The organism is Arenibacter echinorum (assembly GCF_003259375.1).
In the GTDB taxonomy this organism is placed as follows: domain Bacteria; phylum Bacteroidota; class Bacteroidia; order Flavobacteriales; family Flavobacteriaceae; genus Arenibacter; species Arenibacter echinorum.
Genome location: NZ_QLLN01000007.1, coordinates 287,037 through 308,442, shown reverse-complemented (window position 1 = coordinate 308,442; position 21,406 = coordinate 287,037). Strand labels below are relative to the sequence as shown.

13 protein-coding genes are annotated in these 21,406 nt (G+C 39.8%); 10 read left to right on the top strand and 3 right to left on the bottom strand.

Going from position 1 to position 21,406, the window contains the following annotated elements; genetic code table 11:
- Positions 1–28 precede the first annotated feature (28 nt).
- The 3 genes from LV92_RS18380 (at position 29) to LV92_RS18370 (ending at position 3,272) form a co-directional block, all read left to right on the top strand.
- A complete protein-coding gene (locus LV92_RS18380; protein WP_111625060.1) occupies positions 29–1,375 on the top strand; it encodes a vanadium-dependent haloperoxidase in 1,347 nt (448 codons plus the stop codon).
- 73 nt (positions 1,376–1,448) lie between these two features.
- Positions 1,449–2,345 carry an AraC family transcriptional regulator gene (locus LV92_RS18375; RefSeq protein WP_111625059.1) on the top strand — a complete coding sequence of 299 codons (897 nt, stop codon included), beginning with the start codon at positions 1,449–1,451 and terminating at the stop codon, positions 2,343–2,345.
- Between the two features lie 66 nt (positions 2,346–2,411).
- Complete coding sequence (locus tag LV92_RS18370) at positions 2,412–3,272, top strand: hypothetical protein (RefSeq protein ID WP_111625058.1); 861 nt, start codon at positions 2,412–2,414, stop codon at positions 3,270–3,272.
- A gap of 28 nt (positions 3,273–3,300) precedes the next feature.
- On the opposite strand, the gene LV92_RS18365 is transcribed toward LV92_RS18370, so the two are convergent.
- Positions 3,301–7,008, bottom strand: a complete 3,708-nt coding sequence (locus tag LV92_RS18365) for a metallophosphoesterase (protein ID WP_317046773.1) — start codon at positions 7,006–7,008, stop codon at positions 3,301–3,303.
- A 54-nt stretch (positions 7,009–7,062) separates the two neighbouring features.
- On the opposite strand from LV92_RS18365, the gene LV92_RS18360 reads away from it, so the two are divergent.
- On the top strand, positions 7,063–8,253 hold the full coding sequence (locus LV92_RS18360; protein WP_111625056.1) for a Pycsar system effector family protein: 1,191 nt from the start codon (positions 7,063–7,065) through the stop codon (positions 8,251–8,253).
- 15 nt (positions 8,254–8,268) lie between these two features.
- Here LV92_RS18360 and LV92_RS18355 read toward each other — a convergent pair whose 3' ends face one another.
- Positions 8,269–10,638, bottom strand: coding sequence for a GAF domain-containing protein (locus LV92_RS18355; protein ID WP_111625055.1), 2,370 nt, complete (start codon positions 10,636–10,638; stop codon positions 8,269–8,271).
- Between the two features lie 207 nt (positions 10,639–10,845).
- Here LV92_RS18355 and LV92_RS18350 point away from each other — a divergent pair, with 207 nt between their 5' ends.
- Entirely contained in the window at positions 10,846–11,748 is a 903-nt protein-coding gene (locus tag LV92_RS18350) for a metallophosphoesterase (protein WP_111625054.1), read from the top strand.
- Positions 11,749–11,799: 51 nt separating this feature from the next.
- Here the strand turns inward: LV92_RS18350 and LV92_RS18345 are convergent, their stop codons facing one another.
- Positions 11,800–12,525 carry an energy transducer TonB gene (locus tag LV92_RS18345; RefSeq protein ID WP_111625053.1) on the bottom strand — a complete coding sequence of 242 codons (726 nt, stop codon included), beginning with the start codon at positions 12,523–12,525 and terminating at the stop codon, positions 11,800–11,802.
- A 372-nt stretch (positions 12,526–12,897) separates the two neighbouring features.
- On the opposite strand from LV92_RS18345, the gene LV92_RS18340 reads away from it, so the two are divergent.
- The 5 genes from LV92_RS18340 to LV92_RS18320 all read left to right on the top strand — a co-directional run bounded on the left by LV92_RS18340 (position 12,898) and on the right by LV92_RS18320 (position 21,391).
- Positions 12,898–14,448, top strand: coding sequence for a glycoside hydrolase family 32 protein (locus LV92_RS18340; RefSeq protein ID WP_111625052.1), 1,551 nt, complete (start codon positions 12,898–12,900; stop codon positions 14,446–14,448).
- Positions 14,449–14,780: 332 nt separating this feature from the next.
- Complete coding sequence (locus LV92_RS18335; RefSeq protein WP_111625051.1) at positions 14,781–15,863, top strand: efflux RND transporter periplasmic adaptor subunit; 1,083 nt, start codon at positions 14,781–14,783, stop codon at positions 15,861–15,863.
- Positions 15,860–18,943 (top strand): efflux RND transporter permease subunit, encoded by a 3,084-nt coding sequence (locus tag LV92_RS18330; protein ID WP_111625050.1) that lies wholly within the window; start codon positions 15,860–15,862, stop codon positions 18,941–18,943. Before LV92_RS18335 ends, LV92_RS18330 begins: the two co-directional genes overlap by 4 nt.
- Position 18,944: 1 nt before the next feature.
- Positions 18,945–20,255, top strand: coding sequence for a TolC family protein (locus LV92_RS18325; protein ID WP_111625049.1), 1,311 nt, complete (start codon positions 18,945–18,947; stop codon positions 20,253–20,255).
- A 110-nt stretch (positions 20,256–20,365) separates the two neighbouring features.
- Positions 20,366–21,391 carry a metallophosphoesterase family protein gene (locus tag LV92_RS18320; protein WP_111625048.1) on the top strand — a complete coding sequence of 342 codons (1,026 nt, stop codon included), beginning with the start codon at positions 20,366–20,368 and terminating at the stop codon, positions 21,389–21,391.
- Positions 21,392–21,406 lie beyond the last annotated feature (15 nt).

Sequence of the window (21,406 nt, the reverse complement as noted above, 5' to 3'; positions counted from 1 at the left end):
TTAGTATTATTTGGACAAAAAGATTAAGATGAAACTATTTTTAAAATTAGTTGTATTATTTGCGGTTGTAATATCATGCAACAAAAAGGAAGAGCTTATAATTATTACTTCCCAGGATCTACATAGGTCTATCCATAAGGTCACAGAAGTTATGATCCATGATATTTTTTCTCCCCCAGTGGCCAGTAGAATTTTTGCTTATCCCAATATAGCTGCCTATGAAATTGTAGCGCTGAACAACGATGAGTACAAATCTTTGGTAAGTCAGGTTACAGATTTGACCCCTATTCCAGTGCCAGCCGAGGACAAGCCCATAAATTATCAAATGGCGGCCCTAATTGCGCATATGGAATTAAGTAAGCGTTTAATTTTTTCCGAGGATAAAATTGAGGTACATCGAGATAGTTTGTATGCAAATTGGCAAGAAAAAAACTTGACCCTCTTTGAGAATTCTGAGGAATATGGTCTGGCCGTGGCAAAGCATATAGGGGATTGGTTGGACAAGGATAATTATAAGCAGACCAGGACTATGCCCAAATTTACCATTAATACGGACGATGATTCGCGTTGGCAACCCACCCCACCGGCTTATATGGACGGAATAGAACCTCATTGGAGTAAAATAAGGCCCTTCGTAATTGATTCTGCCAATCAATTTGTGCCAGCGCCACCACCATCATTTTCTATGGATAAAGGATCCGACTTTTACAGGGAAGTAAAGGAGGTTTATGATATTAGTCAAGACATTACTGCCAAAGGGGATAGCTCGGAAGAGATAGCTATTGCAAAATTTTGGGATTGTAATCCTTATGTTTCGGTAACCATGGGCCATTTAATGTTCGCAACCAAAAAGATTACTCCAGGGGCACATTGGATCGGGATTACCAAAATTGCTTGCGAGAAAACAAACTCGGATTTTGACAAAACCGTATTTGCCTATACCAAAACTTCAATGGCAATAGCCGATGCCTTTATAAGCTGTTGGGACGAAAAATACCGTTCTAATTTAATACGTCCGGAAACCGTAATAAATCAGTATATAGATGAAAACTGGGCACCTGTCCTTCAAACACCCCCATTTCCAGAGTACACCAGCGGACATTCCGTGGTCTCCGGTGCTGCAGCTACGGCCTTAACCAGTATTTTTGGGGATAATTTTGCATTTGATGACGATACCGAAATACCCTATGGTCTGCCAATACGAAGTTTTACCTCTTTTAATCAGGCGGCAGATGAAGCAGCCATAAGTAGAATGTACGGGGGCATACATTATAGGGCCGCAGTGGAAGTCGGGGTAGGACAAGGTAGAAATTTGGGGAAATTTATTGTGGATAAACTGGAAATGAACGGGAAAAAGGAATTGGTATCCAAGTAATTTTTTAAACTGGATTCATATCTGAATTTACAAAGGTTTCAAGAATTACTAACCCGGCATAAAATTACAATTAGTGAGAAACAAAATTGTTTATTTAGTGGCTTTCCTACTTCTGGGATCATTGGTTTGGTATTTGTTTATAAAGCCTTATGATTATTCGGTATCCATTACTTCCAAAACATTCCCCGGTACCATTAATCAGAGTATAAAGTCATGGGGCAATGCCAATAAGAATACGGTGTTGTTGGAAGAAAGAGATTTTTTGAATATAGATCAGCAATTTAAGTTTAATGATTCTACATACCTATATCAATGGAAAATAACCCCGGTTAATGATTCTACCTCAAAGATTAAGGTATATATAAAGGATGTAGATCATAGCTTGGGGAATAGATTGATAATCCCCTTTTTCGATACTGGTTTCGAAAAACGTACTAAAAGAACCATTCTGGACTTTAACAATGCGCTGACGGAGCATTTGGAAAAATTTAAGGTCACCGTTTTGGATACCTTACAACAGCTTCCAGATACTTATTGTGCCTATATCCCCATAAAGGCTTCGCAGTTCGGGAAAGCAAAGGGAATGATGCAAAATTACCCTATATTAAGTACGGTACTTGTGGACAATAATGTAGAATTAAACGGCAGACCATTTCTGGAAATTACCGATTGGAACAGGGAAGTGGACAGTATTAGCTATAATTTTTGTTATCCAATTATCAAAAGTGATAGCCTTCCGCAAAATGGTATTATAAAGTATAAGAAATTTGAAGGCCTTAGGGCGATAAAAGCCATTTATAACGGAAATTATATAACCTCTGACCGTGCTTGGTACGCCTTGTTGGATTATGCAAATAAGAATGGGATGGAGGTCTGGGAAAGACCTGTTGAGGTATTTTTTAGCAACCCTAATATTGGGGGAAACGAATTGGATTGGATCGCTGAAATCTATATGCCCTTAAAAGAATAATAGAATATATGCATAAGCAGGATTAATTTGCTAGTTCCCCACATAGATGATTAAATTTTTAATTGGATGAAAAAATACTTGTTTTTGCTGCTCTGGGGAAGCATAATTAGCTGTGCCAGTAATTATGGTCAACTGACCTATGTTACCAAACTTCCTCATAAATTAACCGAGAATTCTGGAATGGTCCCTGCCAAGGACTCAACGGTTTGGTTCGTGATGGATAGAGGTAATCCCGATAAAATTTATCAAGTGAATTATAAAGGTGACCTAGTAAAGGAATTAAAAGTAAAGAATGCCAAAAACAACGATTGGGAAGATATGGCACGTGATGAAAATGGTAATGTATTCATTGGGGACTTTGGTAATAACAGCAACGATAGGAAGAATTTGGCCATTTATAAAATTCCCGATCCCAATGAAGAAAATGGGGATGATATTGAGGCGGAAAAGATTGAATTCAATTACCCCGAACAAAAAGATTTTCCTCCAAAAAAAAATAAAATGCTTTATGATGCCGAGGCATTTTTTTATTACCGGAACAACTTCTACATCATAACAAAGAATAGGACCCAGCCTTTTAACGGGGAAGCCTTATTGTACAAAGTGCCTGCCGTAGAGGGAAAACACAAAGCCCAATATTTGGGTTCCTTTATTCCTCCGAAAGGAAAGAGGAATAGGCAAATAACCTCTGCCGATATTTCTCCTGATGGTAAGACCATAGTATTGTTGGGGAATGGTACTTTATGGGTGTTTACGGATTATGTATCGGACAATTTTATTTCCAGTGGGACACTAAAAACGATAGACCTGGGCGTCTATACGCAATTGGAATCCGTTTCCTTTACCAATAACAATACCTTATTGCTTTCGGACGAAGAGTCTGCAAAAACGGGAAGAAATTTATATTCTTTTGTATTGGGCAACTAAACCATATACAAAAACATAGAGTTTAATATTAGAAACCAAAACCAACACCGAAGGAAAATCTTGGACCGTCAACGCTGTTGAACAAGGCTAATCTCGCTGTCATCACATCCGCTCCGTTAATAAAAAACCCTCCTCCATAGGAGGTGTGCCACAGATCGGAATTTTCGTTGGGAGTCCAGACCCTTCCGTAATCAAAACCGCCATATACCCCTACGGTAACAGGCAATAATCCTGTTTTTAGGCTTTTAAGACTGTATCTAAGGTCTGTATTCTGATAATAACTGGTCTTACCGGAAAATCGTTGGTTTCTAAAACCTCTAAGTCCATCTATACCACCTATACTGGCTGTCTGGTAAAATTCGTACTCGTCCCCTAAATTAAAATGGGCCTTCCATTTGGAGGCAAGGACCAATCTACCATTAGATACTAATTTATGATCTAAGGAAAGACTTGGAACTATATAGGCATAGGCCTGACCTTGATTCTCTAAACTGGCCTTGTAACCCAAGAGCAGTCCAGTGGTCATCCCCATGGTGGGGAAGGCTGCATTGTCCAAATTCTCATAGCTGTATTCCGCATCAACCCCAAAAAAACTGTTTCTATTCTCTTCCCCGTTGGCCAGGTAAAAGGTGTTCACAAACCTATCTTCGGTTTCTTCCACTTCCAGACTTTCCAAGGAAATGCCGGTTCTGAATTTTGCCCCTAGCTGTCCACGCCAAATCAAAGAGGGAGAAAAATTTAAGTTTTGAATTTTCACCCTATTGTAATCCATCTCCAAAGTATTATCAAAATTTTCGGTCTCATTCCCGATTCCAAAAAAGTTAATGCTAAAGTTGGGACTGGTAAAACGGGCGGCCAGTTCCAAATTCCAGTTTTCGAAAATATGGGCAAACTCTCCTTTGTAGCCCAATTCAAAACCGTTGGTGGCAAAATAATAGGCGGCATTGTAATTGTGTTGGGTTGTATATGGGTTTTGTCGTAGTCCATAAAAGGTGCTTGTGGCATTAAAGCCAAGCTTCATTCCATCATCGGGATTGAATCCGATGGTCGGTATTATCTGCCGTGTGCTATTCCTAAGTTTAAGTGGTTGGTAAGTGTTGGTTTCGTAATCGTTGTTAAGTCTTAGTTTTGCTCCCTTGATTTTCTTGAATGTATTTTTTTTGGATCTATGGTCATAAATCCAGGTATTTGTGCCTTCCGATACATCATAAACATCGTTGTTTTGCCCGCCAATAAGTCTAATTTTGATCTTATTGCCCTTAGTCCCAGCGACTTCAAAAATATCATCATCGTCCAAACCATAGATCCAAATTTCCTTAGTGATATTGCGGTTGAATTTCTTTTGAAAAAATAGTTTTTCCTTTTTTCCGTCTATGTTTCTAAAAGCTTTGATTTCCACTTCTTGTTCGGACAAATTGTTGATTTCGAACCAATCGTCCTTATCGGTACCTTTTATGACTACATATTTATTAAGTGCCAAAAAGTACTCATCGGCAATTTTGGGAAGGTTCTTGATCCTGGATTTAAGTATATTCTTTAATTCAAGAATATTTTCGTCCATAATTTCTTTGGGAAAGGCTTTAAAGGCTTCGTCTATTACCGCCGGGGTCAGGTTTTGCTGTATATAGTGTACTTCCTTCTCCCAATCGGCTTTTGTGGTTTCGGCAAGTAAGGTTGCATCCAGACCATAAGCACTCTTGTTAAACGCCTCCACATTTCTAATGTCATTATGAAATCCTTCCATCATTTGAAGGGCAGGAATTATTCTTGTTGCAACACCCATCAGGGCCCCATCTCCCCAAATGGAATACACTTGGTCCCGGTCTCTTGGGATGGCCTCAAAAACAATCTTTCCTGTTTCCTTATTCTTTACTTCGCCCCATCGCCATTGGTCGTCATGCCTATCCCAATCCCCCATGACCATATCAAACAAGCGGGTCCTTAGATATCTGTCGGTATTTACAATATATTTTTCGTCTCTTTTAATTTTATCGATCATGTCCCAGGAACTTTCAATTTTATTGGCATAACCAAAACTGCCCAATTCCCCATGGCCGTCACCCACCTGTTCCTCCAAAATATAAAGTTCATCCCCAAATTCACCATTAAATTCCGCTAAAGCAGATTGCTTTGGGATATAGTATAGTTTAGGGTTGGTATGGTAAAGGTCTATTGCGTCCGAAAGGGTTCCCACTGTAAGAAGGCCGTACGGCAGTGCTCCGGTATAAAAATCCATTAAAAGTTTCTCGGTATAGGTGTCCTTAAATTCTCCCAAGACGTATTTATCCTTAAAGGCCATGGCCTGTAGATATACTTCCGCACTTTTTTTTACTGCCCTAATTACGTATTCCTTTCCATTTTTATCGGATAATCGCAGGGATTTGGATTGGTTGCCCCCGCCTTTACGGACCGGTTTTAAACCTCCAAACAAAGTATCTAACCTAAGGGTAGGGGCATTTACTTCCATGGCGTAGTATTTCCTGTACCTATCGCCCCAAATAGATTTGAAAAATTTACTTTTTTTAACTTCTTCCTTGGAGTAAACAGTCGCTTTTACCTCCTTTGGAAAATCCTTGTCGCTAAACATATAATTCTCGTTTCTATCTGGAGGCAGTACCTGTGTAGAAAATAGAAGGTCAGGATCATTATTTTTCCCAACCCCAAAATATCTTACCTGGGAGGAACCATCTTTGTACACCTTTAATTCTGCAAAACCCGTTCTTCCCGTAGAGAATTTTGAGCCGTTCAATAATCTGGCAGCTCCTTCCTTGGACCCAGAACCACTAACGATCTGTGGGGTATTGTCCTCTACAATATATTGAAGGGTATGTTCGTGGCCTGAGGTCAAAATAACTTTCTGCGAATACTGAGCGATGGTTACCAGACGATTCCTTAATTCCGTATATCTTTTATTCTGGAGATCGGCATAGGAGGCACCACTTGTTTTTCTGATCAGGTTTGCAAAAGTACCTAAAATAGGGAAGGGAAATTTGCCGCCTGCAGGGTTTAAATGAAGCTTTGCGGAATACTGTCCGCCGTGCGGCCCGTAACTGAACATGGGATGGTGAAGGGCCAAAATGGTAGTCCTGTCCCGATTTTTTTTGATAAGGCTTTCCAGTTCCTCAAAAAAGGTTTCACGGTCCTTTATTTCGCATTTATCGTTCATGGTGGGGTGTTTGTCCCAATTGGTCAAGTACCATTCCGTGTCAATGGCAATAATCACTATTTTATCATTGATATCTATTTTCTCTATAGGGCAGCCATCTTCGGGAAAAAAGACCTCTTTGCTATCCAATTTTTTCTGGATGTATTTTTGTTGTCTTTCCAAGCCATCCAGACCTTCATTGTACCAATCATGGTTTCCAGGAATAAATATGGGATTGCCCTTAAATTGGGTCAAGGTCTGTAGTTGTGCATCCAGGTTGTTTTTAGCTTCCAAATAGGCTTGGGTCGAATCCTTTTTATTGGGCATCCCTGCAGGATAGATATTATCGCCCAAAAACAGGGCGGTGCTATTTTTGTCGGCTTTTTCCAAGGTCTTTTGGAAAGTTTTAAGTGCTTCACTTTGATCTTTCATAGGGGATTTTCCTGCATCCCCTATCAAATAAAAAGTATGCACTAATTCGCTGTCGCCGGTTGTGTTACCAACATTGAAACTTTCCGCGTATTTTGTTTTATATGTGGCACAGCCTACCAATAGAAAAAGTATTATTATAAGTAGGTAATGTTTCCGCATGTACATCAGTTTAGAAATCAAAATTTTGTAATTTGTGGGTCACAATTAACTCTTATGTCGGAAATTCTAGAAAAAACTAAAAATTTTGTTGTCGATTTATTAGCAAATAAATTAGATACCAGTTATTTATACCACAATTTGAGTCATACCCAGCGGGTTGTTAAAAGTACTAAAGAATTATTGAATTTTTATAATTTGGGGGAGGAGGAAAACGAAATGCTTTTATTGGCAGCATGGCTACATGATACTGGATATACAAAAGGTTCGGAGAATCATGAGGAGACAAGTTGCGTTATATCCCGGGAGTTTTTGGCATCACAGAATTATGATAAAAAGAAGATAGAAAGCATTTGTAGCCTTATCATGGCAACCAAAAGGTTCTATGAGCCACAAAACCTTCTGGAGGAGATCATTAGAGATGCCGATTGTTCCCATTTTGGAAAAAAGAGTTATATGGAAACTTCGGAGCTGCTTCGGGAAGAATTGGAAATTTTAGGGTTGGCAACTTATACACAAAAGGAATGGCGGGACGCGAATCTTAAGATGTTCCAAACGGAACAGCGTTTTTATACCGATTATGCTCTACAGAATTGGCAGGAAGAAAAGAATAAGAATATAAAAAGGCTGATCAAGGGGAAAAAAGCGGAGGAAAATTTAGCAAAGAAGGAAAAATTAAAGGCCAAGTATAAGAGTGAAAGCCCTGATAGGGGTATACAGACCTTATTTCGGGTAACTTTAAAAAATCATTTAATGCTTAGTGATATTGCTGATACCAAAGCTAATATCCTACTCTCGGTAAATGCCATTATTATTTCTTTGGTGTTGTCCAATCTTATGACCAAACTGGACAATCCGTCCAATAATTACCTAATCTATCCCACCTTGTTATTTGTTATTTTTAGTGTGGTTTCAATGGTACTTGCTGTTCTTGCAACAAGACCAAATGTTACCCAAGGCGAATTTACCAAGGAGGATGTAAAGGAGCGCAAGGTAAACTTGTTGTTTTTTGGCAATTTTCATAAAATGAAATTGGAGGATTATCAATGGGCCATAAACGAATTGGTACAGGACAAGGATTATATCTATTCCTCCTTGACCAAGGATTTATATTATCTTGGATTGGTATTGAACAGGAAGTATAAAATACTGCGATGGACCTATACTATTTTCATCATAGGAATGATTGTTTCTGTTATTGCCTTTGTCGTATCTTTTAAGTATTTTGGTCCGGATCGTGGTTTATAACCAATGATAGCAACCTTATTTGTTCAATTCCAACATTAAATCCTCGTAGGTATAGGTCTTGTCCTTTTCTTTGTGGGATTTGTATAGAATGGAAGCTCTAATGGCCTTTAGGCCTGAAACCCCTTGGAGTCCTTCCAATTCAACAATTTCCACCTTGCCGCTGAAATAACCCTTGGCCTTAAGAAATCTAATATATCGCAAGTATTCCAGCTCATCCTTTTTTTGTGAATAGACAATGGCTATTTTACCGGCCTGGGTCAATCTTTCATTGGTACCCTTGATGTAGGATTTATCAATTCGTTTTTTTATGATCTCATACCTGGCATTGTAAGTACCGTCTACATCAAATCGTTTTTCATCCATCCTAAAACGAATGGATAAAGAGCCGTTATAGACCAGAATAAGTGATGCCACATTCAATTGTACCTGCAACTTGGATTTAAGGTCGTAATGCTTATTTTCCATTTCACAGATAACCTGTAACTGCCACAGCCTAAGGTTGTTAAGATAAAGTAGATCGAATGCCCTAGCTCCAGTAATGGAGTCCCCAATGTACATATTGTGTTCCACCCCATCGGTCTTGTAGCGCTCAAAATAATGAGGGTACATTTGCTGTGCCTCTTCCTGTTTGCTGTCGATTACAGATGCCAACTTTTTGTTGATCAGCATTACGCTTTGGTCATAATTTTTTCTATGATCATAGTAGGAACCGGTTCCCTTATCTATTTTGGCTTCATAGGAAAGTAATAGATTTTGAATTTGGGTATCGGATTTTTTGATATGGGCGAACACAGGGTTTATTTCTTCTTGCACAAAATCGAAAATAGCCTGTTCGCTATTGGTATGTAAGGCCTCTTTGATCTCATCAAGGTGGTTGTCCACCCTGAATATAAGTTCTTCGTAAATTGGCAAACTATACTTTTGCCAAACCTCGGTCATTATTTGTTTAATTTCGGACAACTGGATCATAAGGTCCCTTTGAATCGCCATATTTCTTTCCTGGGAGGAATTTTGGATATCTACCTGTCCGTACAATGGATATACTTCATCAAAAACAATTTCGCGGAAAGAGGGTTGTAAACCTTCCATATCGTCCAATATAAATCGCTTGGCCTCTTCCTTAAATTTCCAGTATACGGCAGGGTGCACGGAAGTGCATTCGTTTTGAATAACCGCATCGATCAAATTTTCCTCCTCTTGTATTGAACGTAAAACCGCAGAAACGATATAGGGAATTACATCGTCCAATTTCGTAGCATTTACGCTGTTAAGGTCATTGGCCTTATCGGAGACCAACTCCAATACCCCTAGCAACTGTCCATTTTTGGCAATGGGAGCTAAAAGGGCACTTTTAATTTTTTGTTCGTATAAACCTTTATAGGGCGCCATACCCTGTGAAAGCTTGTAATACTTGTCAACATCACTTATTACAAAGTAGTGGTTTTGATCTATTAACTTACTGTATGAGGATTTACAAAGAGCCTCATTACAAGTTTCAACTTGTTTCTTTTGTAAAATAAAACTATTTATTCCGTTAACGGAAACCCGCTCAAATTGTTCATCTTTGGAATTGTAGACCGAGAATCCAATACGCATATTTGGCAACCCAAATAAAGATTTAAAGGTATTCTCCACTCCTTTGATGAAGTTGCCACCACTTTTGTCATTGATTATGAGGTTGGATTTTATTTCCGAGATGGAATGTTCAGCGGTAACATCGAACATATTGGAGATTACAAAGCCTTTGCTGATAAAACTATTGGGCGGAATCTTCTGTTTCCAAAGATCCACATTATCTATATTTTCCAATAACTTGTCTACGTCTTCCTGGGTAATTCCCAATGGGATTCCATTGGGAATGATTTCCATAAAATCGGCATTGTACAAAATGCGGTAATGCCTCATTACACCCTTGGCATCAGGAATATCGTAAAAAAATGGTCTTTTGAAATCTAAGTTATAACCGTAATGAAAGTTAAGGATTACCACACAGGCCATGATATAATTCACCTCTTCTTCTTGGTTCCTTATTTGAGGTAAATAATTTGGTCCGGCAGCTGCCAATATTTTTTCAAAACGCTGACTGGAATTAAATATGATATCCGTGTAAGGTGAGGAAGCCGTTTTTATTTCGTTGGTGGTAAGAACGGACGAAAACAAATCCTGCAAAATTATTTGAATTACCTCCTTATGTTTTTCCAGCAGGGTGATATCGCTAAAACCCTCACGCAATTCCGGAAATGGAGCTTGGGCATTCAAAATATATCGTGCCTTGGTGGCCAAGAACGAATCCTCGCTTTCTGCCATTTCATCATATTGCTTCAATAATTTATTAAAGCTTATATGGTGATCCAGTGGTGATATTTTTTCAGATAATCCCTTCATTATTCACCTTAGTCCTAGTTTGGAGCGTAAAGTTACAAAAGAAAAAGCTTTTTTTCATTTTTTCCACCCTTATGGAATATCCTTCTTTTTTTGGATATTTAAGCTTTATACTACATTTGGAAGAAATGTATGGGTAATTTGTTGATGTTGTTCAGATGATCCCTCATATGCCAACTTATATATGTATGAACTATTAACCTAAAAGAAATGACCTCATCTGCCAGATTGTCCAGGGCTTTTAAAAATGCTAAAATCCTGCCTTTTGATGACAGCTCCAAAATTATTCTTTTTAGCGACTGTCATAGGGGGGATAGTAGTTTTGCGGATGAATTTGCCAATAACCGAAATATATATTTTCATGCCCTAAGGCACTACTTTAACGAGGGTTATACGTACTGCGAATTGGGGGACGGGGATGAACTTTGGGAGAATCTCAACTTTGACTCCATTTTTACTGCACATAAGAACGTATATAAACTTTTAAAGCAATTTCACCTGGAAAAAAGGCTCCATATGATTTGGGGGAATCATGACATGGTTTATAAAGATCCTTTGTATGTAAAAAAGAATTTATCATCCTATTTTGAGCCCATTGATGATTGCAATAAAGAATTGTTTGAAGACATCACCTATCACGAAGCCATAATTTTAAAGCATAAGAACAGCGGTCAAGAGTTGTTTTTGACCCATGGACACCAGGCAGACTGGTGGAACTATACCTTTTGGCGCTGGGGCAGATTCTTGGTGCGTGTTTTATGGAAGCCGTTGCAGGTATGGGGCATTGCCGATCCTACAAGTCCCGCCAAAAACTACAAAGAGCTTATTAAAATTGAAAGGCGCATAAAAAAATGGATTTTGGCCAACAATGAAATGCTGACGATTGCGGGCCATACCCATAGGCCACGCTTTCCTGCTCCCGGGGAAATTCCGTTTTTTAATGACGGTAGTTGTGTTCACCCTCGGAGTATTACCGGGCTTGAGATCCAGAAGGGGACCATTGCCCTCATAAAATGGGAAATAGCTACAAAGGACGATGGCACCCTGCAGATTGTTAGAATTTTGCTGGACGGGCCTCAACAACTTATCAGTTATAATAAAGCTAAATCCTAGGTCTACAACCTATAGGGAATAGGATGTACAATTATGAATGGGTCTGTTTTGTTATTGCAGCCTAAAAGTTATAGGGATGGTATAGGGAACCTTAACGGCCCTTCCCCTTTGCTTTCCTGGCGTCATTTGCGGTAATGCGGCAATAATCCGGTGGGCTTCCTTTTCCAACATTTTGTCCGGTCCCCTTGTTCTAATGTTGGTTATAAAACCGGTATTATCGATAATAAATTGTACATATACCTTGCCTTCAATGCCCAATTCCACTGCAACATCGGGATAGGTAAATTGTTTTATGATGTGTTCCTGGATTTTTTTCTGAAAGCAAGCTTTCTGGGCCTCGTTGGAGGTTTCTTTACATCCTGGAAAAACAGGAACATTTTCGATTACAGCAAAGGGAACTTCAATATCTTCCTCTTCTTCCTCCACCACTGCTATATCTTCAACTTGTAATATAGCCTCTTCCACTATTGTTTCCTGATTTATTTCTGTACTTTGAATCACCGTTTCCTCTATTTCGGCCACATCCTCAACAATTTCTATAACTTCGGGAGCTGCTGGAGGAGGGGGCGGTGGTGGAACATTCAATGCCTCGGTAACCGGTACTTTTTCTTCCAAGTAATCTGTTACCGTCAACTGCTCTATGGCAGTATTTGCCTTGGGATACGTTTTTAACTCCAAAGCCCTCCATACTGCAAATAGTACTATAACTAGGCCAATTACAAAGAAAAGTCCACTTTTTCTGTTTAAATCTGCCCTAGGATTCTTTTTTGGTTCCATGACACAGTATTTTAACACATAATTTATCAAGTATTTACTTCAATTCATATGACATGGATCAGTTTTTGCATTATTCTTTCTTCGAGTCGTAGTGCCCATTTATTACTGGAGAAGGGTACTAAACAGGCCATAATTATCAAGCTACTATATTCCCTGGATTCCCCCTGCGATTTATATTGTTGTTGAATAATTGGGGCACATTGCTACTTTAATCACCAGTCAGAAATATCACCTTCCCCTTTTTGGAATTGGATAATCCAAAGGGTATGATGTTGATTATTGTGCCCTGGAAGCAAAATCGTTCAGTGATATTTTTGGTATGGGCATTTATTCGCTATTTTTAATAAAAATGTAGCTTTAAAAAAATAAGATATGAAGTTGTTTTGGATTGTTTTGGGATTGGCACTTTTGTCGTGCAAGGAAGAGAAAAAAGTAGGTCCGGTTCAAAGTGTTGATGCCGAGCTGGGACTTTATCAGGAAGCCCATCGTCCCCAATTTCATTTTACGCCACCTGAAAAATGGATGAACGACCCTAATGGTTTGGTCTATCACCAAGGGGTGTACCATCTTTTTTATCAATATTATCCAGAGGATATTGTTTGGGGACCCATGCATTGGGGTCACGCAATAAGTAAGGATATGGTGCATTGGGAAAATAAGCCTATGTCCTTATTTCCTGATGAACACGGCTACATTTTTTCGGGAAGTGCTGTTGTAGATACTAATAATTCCTCGGGATTTGGAACCAAGGATAACCCACCATTAGTGGCCATATTTACCTATCATGATCCGGTAGGTGAAAAAGCAGGAAAAGATAATTTTCAGACCCAGGGAATTGCCTATAGTCTGGATAATGGGGATACTTGGGTTAAATATGATGGCAATCCCGTCATAAAAAATGAAGGAATAAGGGATTTTAGGGATCCCAAAGTCTTTTGGAATAATAAAACTGGCAATTGGGCAATGTTATTGGTTGCAGGGGACCATCTCCAAATATGGCAATCCCCTGATTTAAAGGAATGGGTCGAGGTGAGCGAGTTTGGAAAGGATCAAGGGGCCCATGGTGGAGTTTGGGAATGTCCGGATTTATTTCCTTTAAAGGTGGAAGGTAGCGATTTGGAAAAGTGGGTGCTCTTGATCAGTATTAACCCAGGTGCCCCGAACGGAGGCAGCGGAACCCAATATTTTGTAGGTGATTTTGATGGTACAACCTTTACAAGCGATCAAAAGGAGCATAAATGGATAGATTGGGGTGCCGATAACTATGCAGGGGTAACCTATAACAATGTTCCCAATAATGATCGGATTTTTATTGGTTGGATGAGTAATTGGGCCTATGCCCAGGAAACACCCACCGAAAAATGGCGTAGTGCAATGACGCTGCCCAGAAAACTTTCCCTACACCAGATAAATGATAAGTTTGTTTTGGTTAATTACCCCTTGGATAGTGTTGATGAAATTCGGGGTCCAGGTTCTTCAGAGGACATCGCAATAGGTCCGAAATTGGATAAGTCGTTGACTTTTGATCATTTTAATAAGTCCGAAGTAAAATTCACAACTAGTTCACGGGCATTCAGTCTGGATTTCCAAAATAGTTCGGGAGAGCATTTGAATTTGATTTTGGACGGTGAGGCCCAACAATTTATTCTGGATAGGTCACGTTCGGGGAAAACTTCTTTTGATGAAGATTTCGCTAAAAATGTGCAGACCATGCCTATCCCCGATTTGCCCAATGGGGAATATGAAGTACGGATCCTGACGGATTGGTCCTCGGTGGAGATATTTATAAATGGTGGGCAATATGTAATGACCGCCCAGATTTTTCCAAACGAATTTTACCGGACCTTGTTGATTTCTAATCCAGCTGATATGGAATTGGAATTGGGTGGATTTACAATAAGCCCCATAAAATCCATTTGGTAACGACAAATCTTAATTAGACTTCATTACTGGCTTGGGAACTGTCGATTTCATGGCAGGGGTAATTTATGGCAGGAGATAATTAAAGTGCTCCTCATTTCAATCTTTCCTATCGTTTTTATTTTCAATGTTATTGGATCAAAGTTAAAACTGACTAGAAATCTTCAAGAAACCCAGTGTTTTTTTAGTTTTATCGCAAACATCTTCTTTAAAAGTTTCGTTTTGTGTTAATCACTGTTAAATAAAGTTTAACTATTCTTAAAAATAGGTCAGAAGAATTAGATTTGTTAGAGTCTTGTTAATGTTTTTATTATTGGTTGCTATCTCCAAAAATCATGAAAATAAAATACTTCGTTTATACTTTATTGTTAATTGGACTAGGGAGCTTGGTAACCTATCGCATTTTGCAAAATAGCGACGCAGGTATATCAGGAAGTTCGGCCGGCACCAGTTCGGTCCCTATAGTTTCGGGCTTGGTCCTTCGTCCCCAAGAATTTAATGACAATATTTCCCTTTCAGGTACCCTTGAGGCCAATGAGCAAATAGAGATAAGAAGTGAGGTATCAGGGGTTGTTGAAAGTATTAATTTTGCGGAAGGTAGTAAGGTCTTCCAAGGCCAGGTTTTGTTTAGGGTGAACGATATTGAATTGCAAGCGCAATTGTCCAAAGTACGCACCGCCCAAAAGCTGGCTGCCGAAAATGAAAGGAGGGCAAAACTTCTATTGGAAAAACAAGCCATCAGTCAAGAGGAATATGACATTGCAAGTGCCGATTTTCAATCGGCCAGTGCAGAATCGGAATTGATAGCTGCACAATTATCAAAAGCAACTGTCCGTGCCCCATTTTCTGGAATTATAGGACTTCGTTCTATTTCCAAAGGGACCTATGTTAGTCCTGCAACCCCTGTGGCAAAGTTGGTGAATACAGATCAACTAAAGATTACTTTTTCAATTCCCGAGAAATATGCTACCCAGATTAAGGTTGGTACTTCTTTCACGTTTACAACAGCCGATTCCAAAGAGGAATACAATGCGAAAATATATGCAATTGAACCAGAAGTGGAGGTTGCCACTAGAACTTTAAAAATGAGGGCAACGGCCGAAAACCCTGGGGGTAAACTTTTTCCAGGCGCTTTTGCCAATGTAATATTGCCCCTGGAAACGGTCCGTGATGCCTTATTGGTGCCCAGTGAATCTTTGATTCCTGTTCAGAATGGAAAAAAAATCTTTATCGTCGAGAATGGCAAGGCCAAAGAAATAGATGTTGAAATAGGTGCTAGGACGGGCAGTTCGGTGAGGGTTATCTCTGGATTAAAGGGCGGGGATACTGTACTTACCTATGGGGTAATGGCATTAAAGGACGGTACTCCGGTAAAGGTATTATTAAAGGAAACTGAAACTCTTACTGCGGAACAATGAGTTTATCAACATTAAGCATTAAGCGGCCGGTACTTACCATAGTAATGAATTTGGTCATAATTTTATTTGGGATTATAGGCTTTACCTATTTGGGAGTTCGTGAATTTCCTTCCATAGATCCCGCCCAAGTATCGGTTCGCACCAATTATTCGGGGGCCAATGCCGATATTATTGAATCCCAGATTACAGAACCCTTGGAAAAGGCCATAAATTCCATTGATGGAATTAGGAATATTACATCTTCCAGCATTCAGGGATCTAGTTCCATAAGTATAGAGTTTAATCTTGATAAAAATTTGGAGGACGCAGCCAACGATGTCCGTGACAAAGTGTCCCAGGCGGTAAGAAGTCTGCCCGATGATTTGGATGCCCCTCCTGTAGTCTCAAAATCCGATGCCGATGCGGATAGGATACTTTCGATGACCATTCAGAGCGATGGTAAAAATATATTGGAGCTTTCGGACTATGCCGAAAATGTGATATCCCAAAGAATAGAGACCATCCCTGGGGTAAGTAGTGTTCAAATATGGGGACAACGCCGGTATGCCATGCGCCTGTGGATAGATCCTTTTAAGTTGGCGTCCTACGGTTTAACCGTGGCAGAAGTACGCAGTGCGTTGTTGGCGCAGAATGTGGAGCTGCCATCGGGGAAATTAACAGGTGATAATACGGAAATAACCGTAAAGACCATTGGTAACTTGGACTCCGAGGAAGGCTTCAATAATATTATAATCATGGCCGATGGTGAAAAGTTGGTGCGTCTGAGCGATATTGGCAAGGCTTCATTGGAAGGGGAGAACATGGAAACCAAGATGAGCGATTCCGGTCAGCCTATGGTGGCTATAGCCGTTGTACCACAACCCGGTACCAATTATCTTGAAATCGCCGACAGATTCTATCTGGAATATGAAAAGCTTAAAAAGGATTTGCCCGAAGGGTTTAAATTGAACATTGTAATAGATGATACCGTATTTGTAAGAAAGGCGGTTACCGAAGTAGCAGAAACCCTGTTGATATCGATTATCCTGGTTATTTTGGTCATATATCTATTTTTTAGAAACTGGTCAATGGCAATGCGCCCGTTGATAGATATTCCGGTATCATTGATAGCCACATTCTTCATTATGTGGTTGTTCGGGTTTTCTATCAATGTACTTACCCTTTTGGCCATTGTTCTGGCAACGGGACTTGTTGTGGATGACGGAATTGTGGTAACCGAAAATATCTATAGGAAGGTGGAGGCCGGGATGAGCCCCATCGAGGCTGCAATAAAAGGGTCCAACGAGATTTTCTTTGCGGTAATATCCATCTCCATTACCCTTGCGGCGGTTTTTCTTCCTGTTATATTCCTGGAGGGTTTTGTTGGGAGATTGTTTAGGGAATTTGGAGTTGTCCTGGGTTCGGCGGTACTGGTATCCGCCTTTGTGTCCCTTACCTTGACCCCAATGTTAAACGCATATCTTATTAAACCAGGTAAGCAGAGCCATTCCAAATTCTATAATTTCACGGAGCGCTATTTTGTAAAAATGAATGAATCCTATGCGAATGCATTAGGAGCCTTTATGAATAGGAAATGGATGAGTTTTCCAATATTATTGGCCTGTATAGGCCTTATTGCACTTTTTTACGGTCTGCTTCAAAAAGAAACGGCGCCTTATGACGATCGTAGTTTTATTCGTTTGAGCGTTACAGCGCCAGAAGGTTCTTCCTATGAATATATGGATCGGTTAATGGATGACATTACAAACCTGATCAACGATTCTATCCCGGAAAAAAAGGTGAGTTTGGTACTCACGTCTCCCGGTTTCGGTACAACTTCCTCAGTGAATAGTGGTCGAGCAAATATTGCGCTTGTAGAACCTAATGAAAGGGAGCGGTCACAAAAAGAAATTGCAGCAGATCTTGGAAGATGGGCAAAATCTTATGTTGGCGGAAAATCCAATGTGTCGGAGAGACCAACAATCGCGGTGAATCGCCGTGGAGGAGCACCAATACAATATATTATACAAGCGCAGAATTTTGAAAAGCTGAAGGAAAAAATTCCGGTATTTATGGAGGAGGCCGAAAAAAATGAAACTTTTTCCTTTACCGATGTAAACCTGAAATTTGATAAGCCCGAACTTTATGTAACCATAAATAGGGAAAAAGCGGAGAGCCTGGGGGTTTCCGTTTTGGACGTAGCACAAACTTTGCAATTATCCCTCAGCGGGCAACGCTTTGGGTATTTCTTAATGAATGGTAAGCAATATCAGGTTATTGGCCAATTCGACAAAAAGGACCGGGACGCACCTTTGGACCTTACTTCCATATTTGTAAAGAATAGTGATGGTCTCTTAATTCAATTGGACAATCTTGTTTCCACATCGGAACATAGTAGTCCGCCCCAATTATTTCACAACAACAGATTTACTTCGGCAACAGTTTCTGCAAATCTTGCTCCTGGGAAGAGCCTAAGCGATGGGATAGCCGCTATGGAAGAAATTAAGGAAAAAGTACTTGATGAAAGCTTTACTACCGATTTAGGTGGGGAGTCCAGGGATTTTGTAGAGAGTAGTTCCAATACCCTGTTTGCTTTTGGCCTTGCGCTGCTTCTTATATTTTTAATATTGGCAGCCCAATTTGAAAGTTTTATAGACCCAATAATTATAATTTTAACGGTACCCATGGCCGTAGCCGGGGCTATGTTTTCCCTGTGGCTTTTTGGCCAGACTTGGAATATTTTTAGTCAAATCGGCACTATTATGTTGATTGGACTGGTTACCAAGAATGGTATATTGATTGTGGAATTCGCCAATCAACTTAGGGAGGAAGGGATGTCTAAAATGGAGGCCATTTTAAAAGCGTCGGAGTCCAGATTAAGACCTATTCTCATGACCAGTCTAACTATTGCCTTGGGAGCCTTGCCCATAGCCTTGTCCCTAGGTGCGGCGTCGACCAGCCGCATAGGCATGGGGGTGGTAATTATTGGGGGGACCATGTTTTCCTTGGTGCTGACATTATTTGTTATCCCGGCATTGTATTTCTTATGGTCTAGGGAGAAAAAACAACATCCTGAGTTTAAAGTCCTCGAATCCTATTAAAATGAGCAACTATAATTACGCTACCATACTATATGTTTTCTTTAGCTTAACCAACCTCATTAATGCGCAGGATATTCTTACAGTAGAGGAAGCCGTCCAAATTGCCTTGGAGAACAACTATCAGATAAAGATCGCGGCCAATGAGCTACAAATAGATGAGGTTTCGATGAGTGTGGGAAATGCAGGGATGCTTCCTCAGGTAGGACTAAATTTAATCGATAATAATAGTGTACAATATTTAAGCCAGACCCGATCTGATGGAAGCGTTGTGGAAAGGGACAATGCCAAAAACAATAGTCTCAACTACGGAATTGCCTTGGATTGGACATTGTTTGATGGTTTAAAAATGTTCGCGGATTATGAGCAGCTAAAAGAAACCCGGAAATTGGGAGAAGCACAATTAAAACAGGTGATCCTTAACAAGGTAGGAGAGGTTATGATTACCTACTTTGATCTTGTACAGCAGAAACAGCAACTCACGGCTTTGGATAGTACCATTATTATCTCGGAACAAAGGGTTGATCTGGCCTATAACCGCTTTACCATTGGAAAAGCTTCAAAATTGGAAGTGCTTAATGCCCAGGTAGATTTAAATACAGATGAAACTTTGATGCAGCGGCAAAAGGAGCTATATGTAAATACCAAGGTTCAATTGAACGAGTATCTGGCACGTGATCTGAAGATCGATTTTGAGGTAGTGCCCGAAATTTTTGTAGATCAAGCACTGCAATTGCCAGAACTTGAAACCTTAGTGGCGAAAGAAAATCCGACGCTTCAAGTGGAACAGATCAACAAAAGGATAAGTGAACTGGAATTAAAACAAACCAAGGCATTGCGATACCCTACTATTTTTGCGAGTACAGGCTATAATTTTGGTCGTACCGAATCTAGTTTGGGTTTTACAACCAGTTCAAATTCAAGAGGATGGAATTATGGTTTTGGTGCAAGTCTAAATGTTTTTGATGGGTTTAATCAAAATCGAAATGAGAAAATAGCCAAGATCCAAATTGAAAATACGGAAGTGGCCATTGCCCAACGAACACAGGAATTAATGTCCCTGGTGAATACTACTTATCAAACCTACCTGACCAATATAAGTCTCATAGAATTGGAAGGGAAAAATGAGGAGATTGCGCAGGAAAATATGGAGATTACTGTTGAAAAATACAGAATAGGTATCATCCCTACCATCGAATTTAGGACAGCACAATTAAATTATATCAACGCAAAGGTGAGATATAGCAATGCCAAATTTCAAGCAAAGTTGTCCGAAATTATCTTAAAGCAGCTTGCCGGGAATTTAGTTTTATGATCTTCTGAAATTCGTGGGTATTGTTATTTATGTTATTTTAACCATTAAATACAGGTTGGGACTAGTGTTGTAACCTTTCCTGGATGGTATAAAATAACAATTGCGAATAGATGAAACGTCGATTATTTTTTAAGAATGCAGCTACAGCATCAATAGGGTTGGGGCTTACCAAGTATTCATCAAAGGATAAGCCAGCACGGCCCTTCGAAAATGGCATCCAGTTTTGTGTTACTGTATCCGAAAACAAACTTCAATTTTTTTCCGAAACTATTAAGGAGCCTATAAAGATTGTTCATATAGCCGACACTCATCTCTTTATGGACGATGAGCGCGGAGATCCGTACACGATGTATAGTGGACGTATGGCCAAAGCCTACAATCAGACCAAACATTTTAAAACTGGGGAATCGACCAACCCGGAACTGGCACTCGGTGCAGCTTTGGATTTCGCTAAAGAATCCAAGGCGGATTTGATCACCTTAATCGGCGATATTTTTAGTTTTCCGTCAGAAGCGGCTATCGAATGGGTAGTGGCTAAATTAAAAGAAGTGGATATCCCATATATTTATGTGGCCGGGAATCATGATTGGCATTATGAAGGCATGGAGGGAACACTGGAAGATTTGAGGGACAATTGGATCAAGGAAAGATTGCTTCCCTTGTATCAAGGTAATCATCCGTTAATGGCGGCATACGATTTAAAAGGAATTCGATTCTTGGCGATCGACAATTCCACCTATCAGATAAATAAGGAGCAGTTGGACTTTTTTAAAGAACAGGTTTCCAGCGAAATTCCTCTAGTACTTTTGGTGCACATACCCATGTACGCTCCAGGGAAATCTATTGGTTTTGGATGTGGCAATCCTTATTGGGGTGCTTCTTCCGATCAGAATTTTGAGTTGGAAAGACGATTAAAATGGCCAGAAGCGGGGCATTCGGAAACTACCTTCAATTTTCATAAGGCAGTGTTTTCTGCGCCAAATCTCATGGGAATATTTTCAGGACATATTCATCGTTTTTCAATAGAATCGATAAAGGGAAAACCACAAATAGTAACCGATGATAATGCCAGTGGGGGTTATTTGGACGTTGATTTTTTGCCCTTGGAGCCCAAGGACAAATCCCTGATTTTTTAGGTAATCGAGTAATAA

What these genes read in the sequence shown, in the direction of transcription:
- LV92_RS18350 (WP_111625054.1), top strand. Translation starts at nt 10,846, where the DNA reads ATGACCTCATCTGCCAGATTGTCCAGGGCTTTTAAAAATGCTAAAATC.
- LV92_RS18345 (WP_111625053.1), bottom strand. Translation starts at nt 12,525, where the DNA reads ATGGAACCAAAAAAGAATCCTAGGGCAGATTTAAACAGAAAAAGTGGA.
- LV92_RS18340 (WP_111625052.1), top strand. Translation starts at nt 12,898, where the DNA reads ATGAAGTTGTTTTGGATTGTTTTGGGATTGGCACTTTTGTCGTGCAAG.
- LV92_RS18335 (WP_111625051.1), top strand. Translation starts at nt 14,781, where the DNA reads ATGAAAATAAAATACTTCGTTTATACTTTATTGTTAATTGGACTAGGG.
- LV92_RS18360 (WP_111625056.1), top strand. Translation starts at nt 7,063, where the DNA reads ATGTCGGAAATTCTAGAAAAAACTAAAAATTTTGTTGTCGATTTATTA.
- LV92_RS18380 (WP_111625060.1), top strand. Translation starts at nt 29, where the DNA reads ATGAAACTATTTTTAAAATTAGTTGTATTATTTGCGGTTGTAATATCA.
- LV92_RS18365 (WP_317046773.1), bottom strand. Translation starts at nt 7,008, where the DNA reads ATGCGGAAACATTACCTACTTATAATAATACTTTTTCTATTGGTAGGC.
- LV92_RS18330 (WP_111625050.1), top strand. Translation starts at nt 15,860, where the DNA reads ATGAGTTTATCAACATTAAGCATTAAGCGGCCGGTACTTACCATAGTA.
- LV92_RS18320 (WP_111625048.1), top strand. Translation starts at nt 20,366, where the DNA reads ATGAAACGTCGATTATTTTTTAAGAATGCAGCTACAGCATCAATAGGG.
- LV92_RS18325 (WP_111625049.1), top strand. Translation starts at nt 18,945, where the DNA reads ATGAGCAACTATAATTACGCTACCATACTATATGTTTTCTTTAGCTTA.
- LV92_RS18370 (WP_111625058.1), top strand. Translation starts at nt 2,412, where the DNA reads ATGAAAAAATACTTGTTTTTGCTGCTCTGGGGAAGCATAATTAGCTGT.
- LV92_RS18355 (WP_111625055.1), bottom strand. Translation starts at nt 10,638, where the DNA reads ATGAAGGGATTATCTGAAAAAATATCACCACTGGATCACCATATAAGC.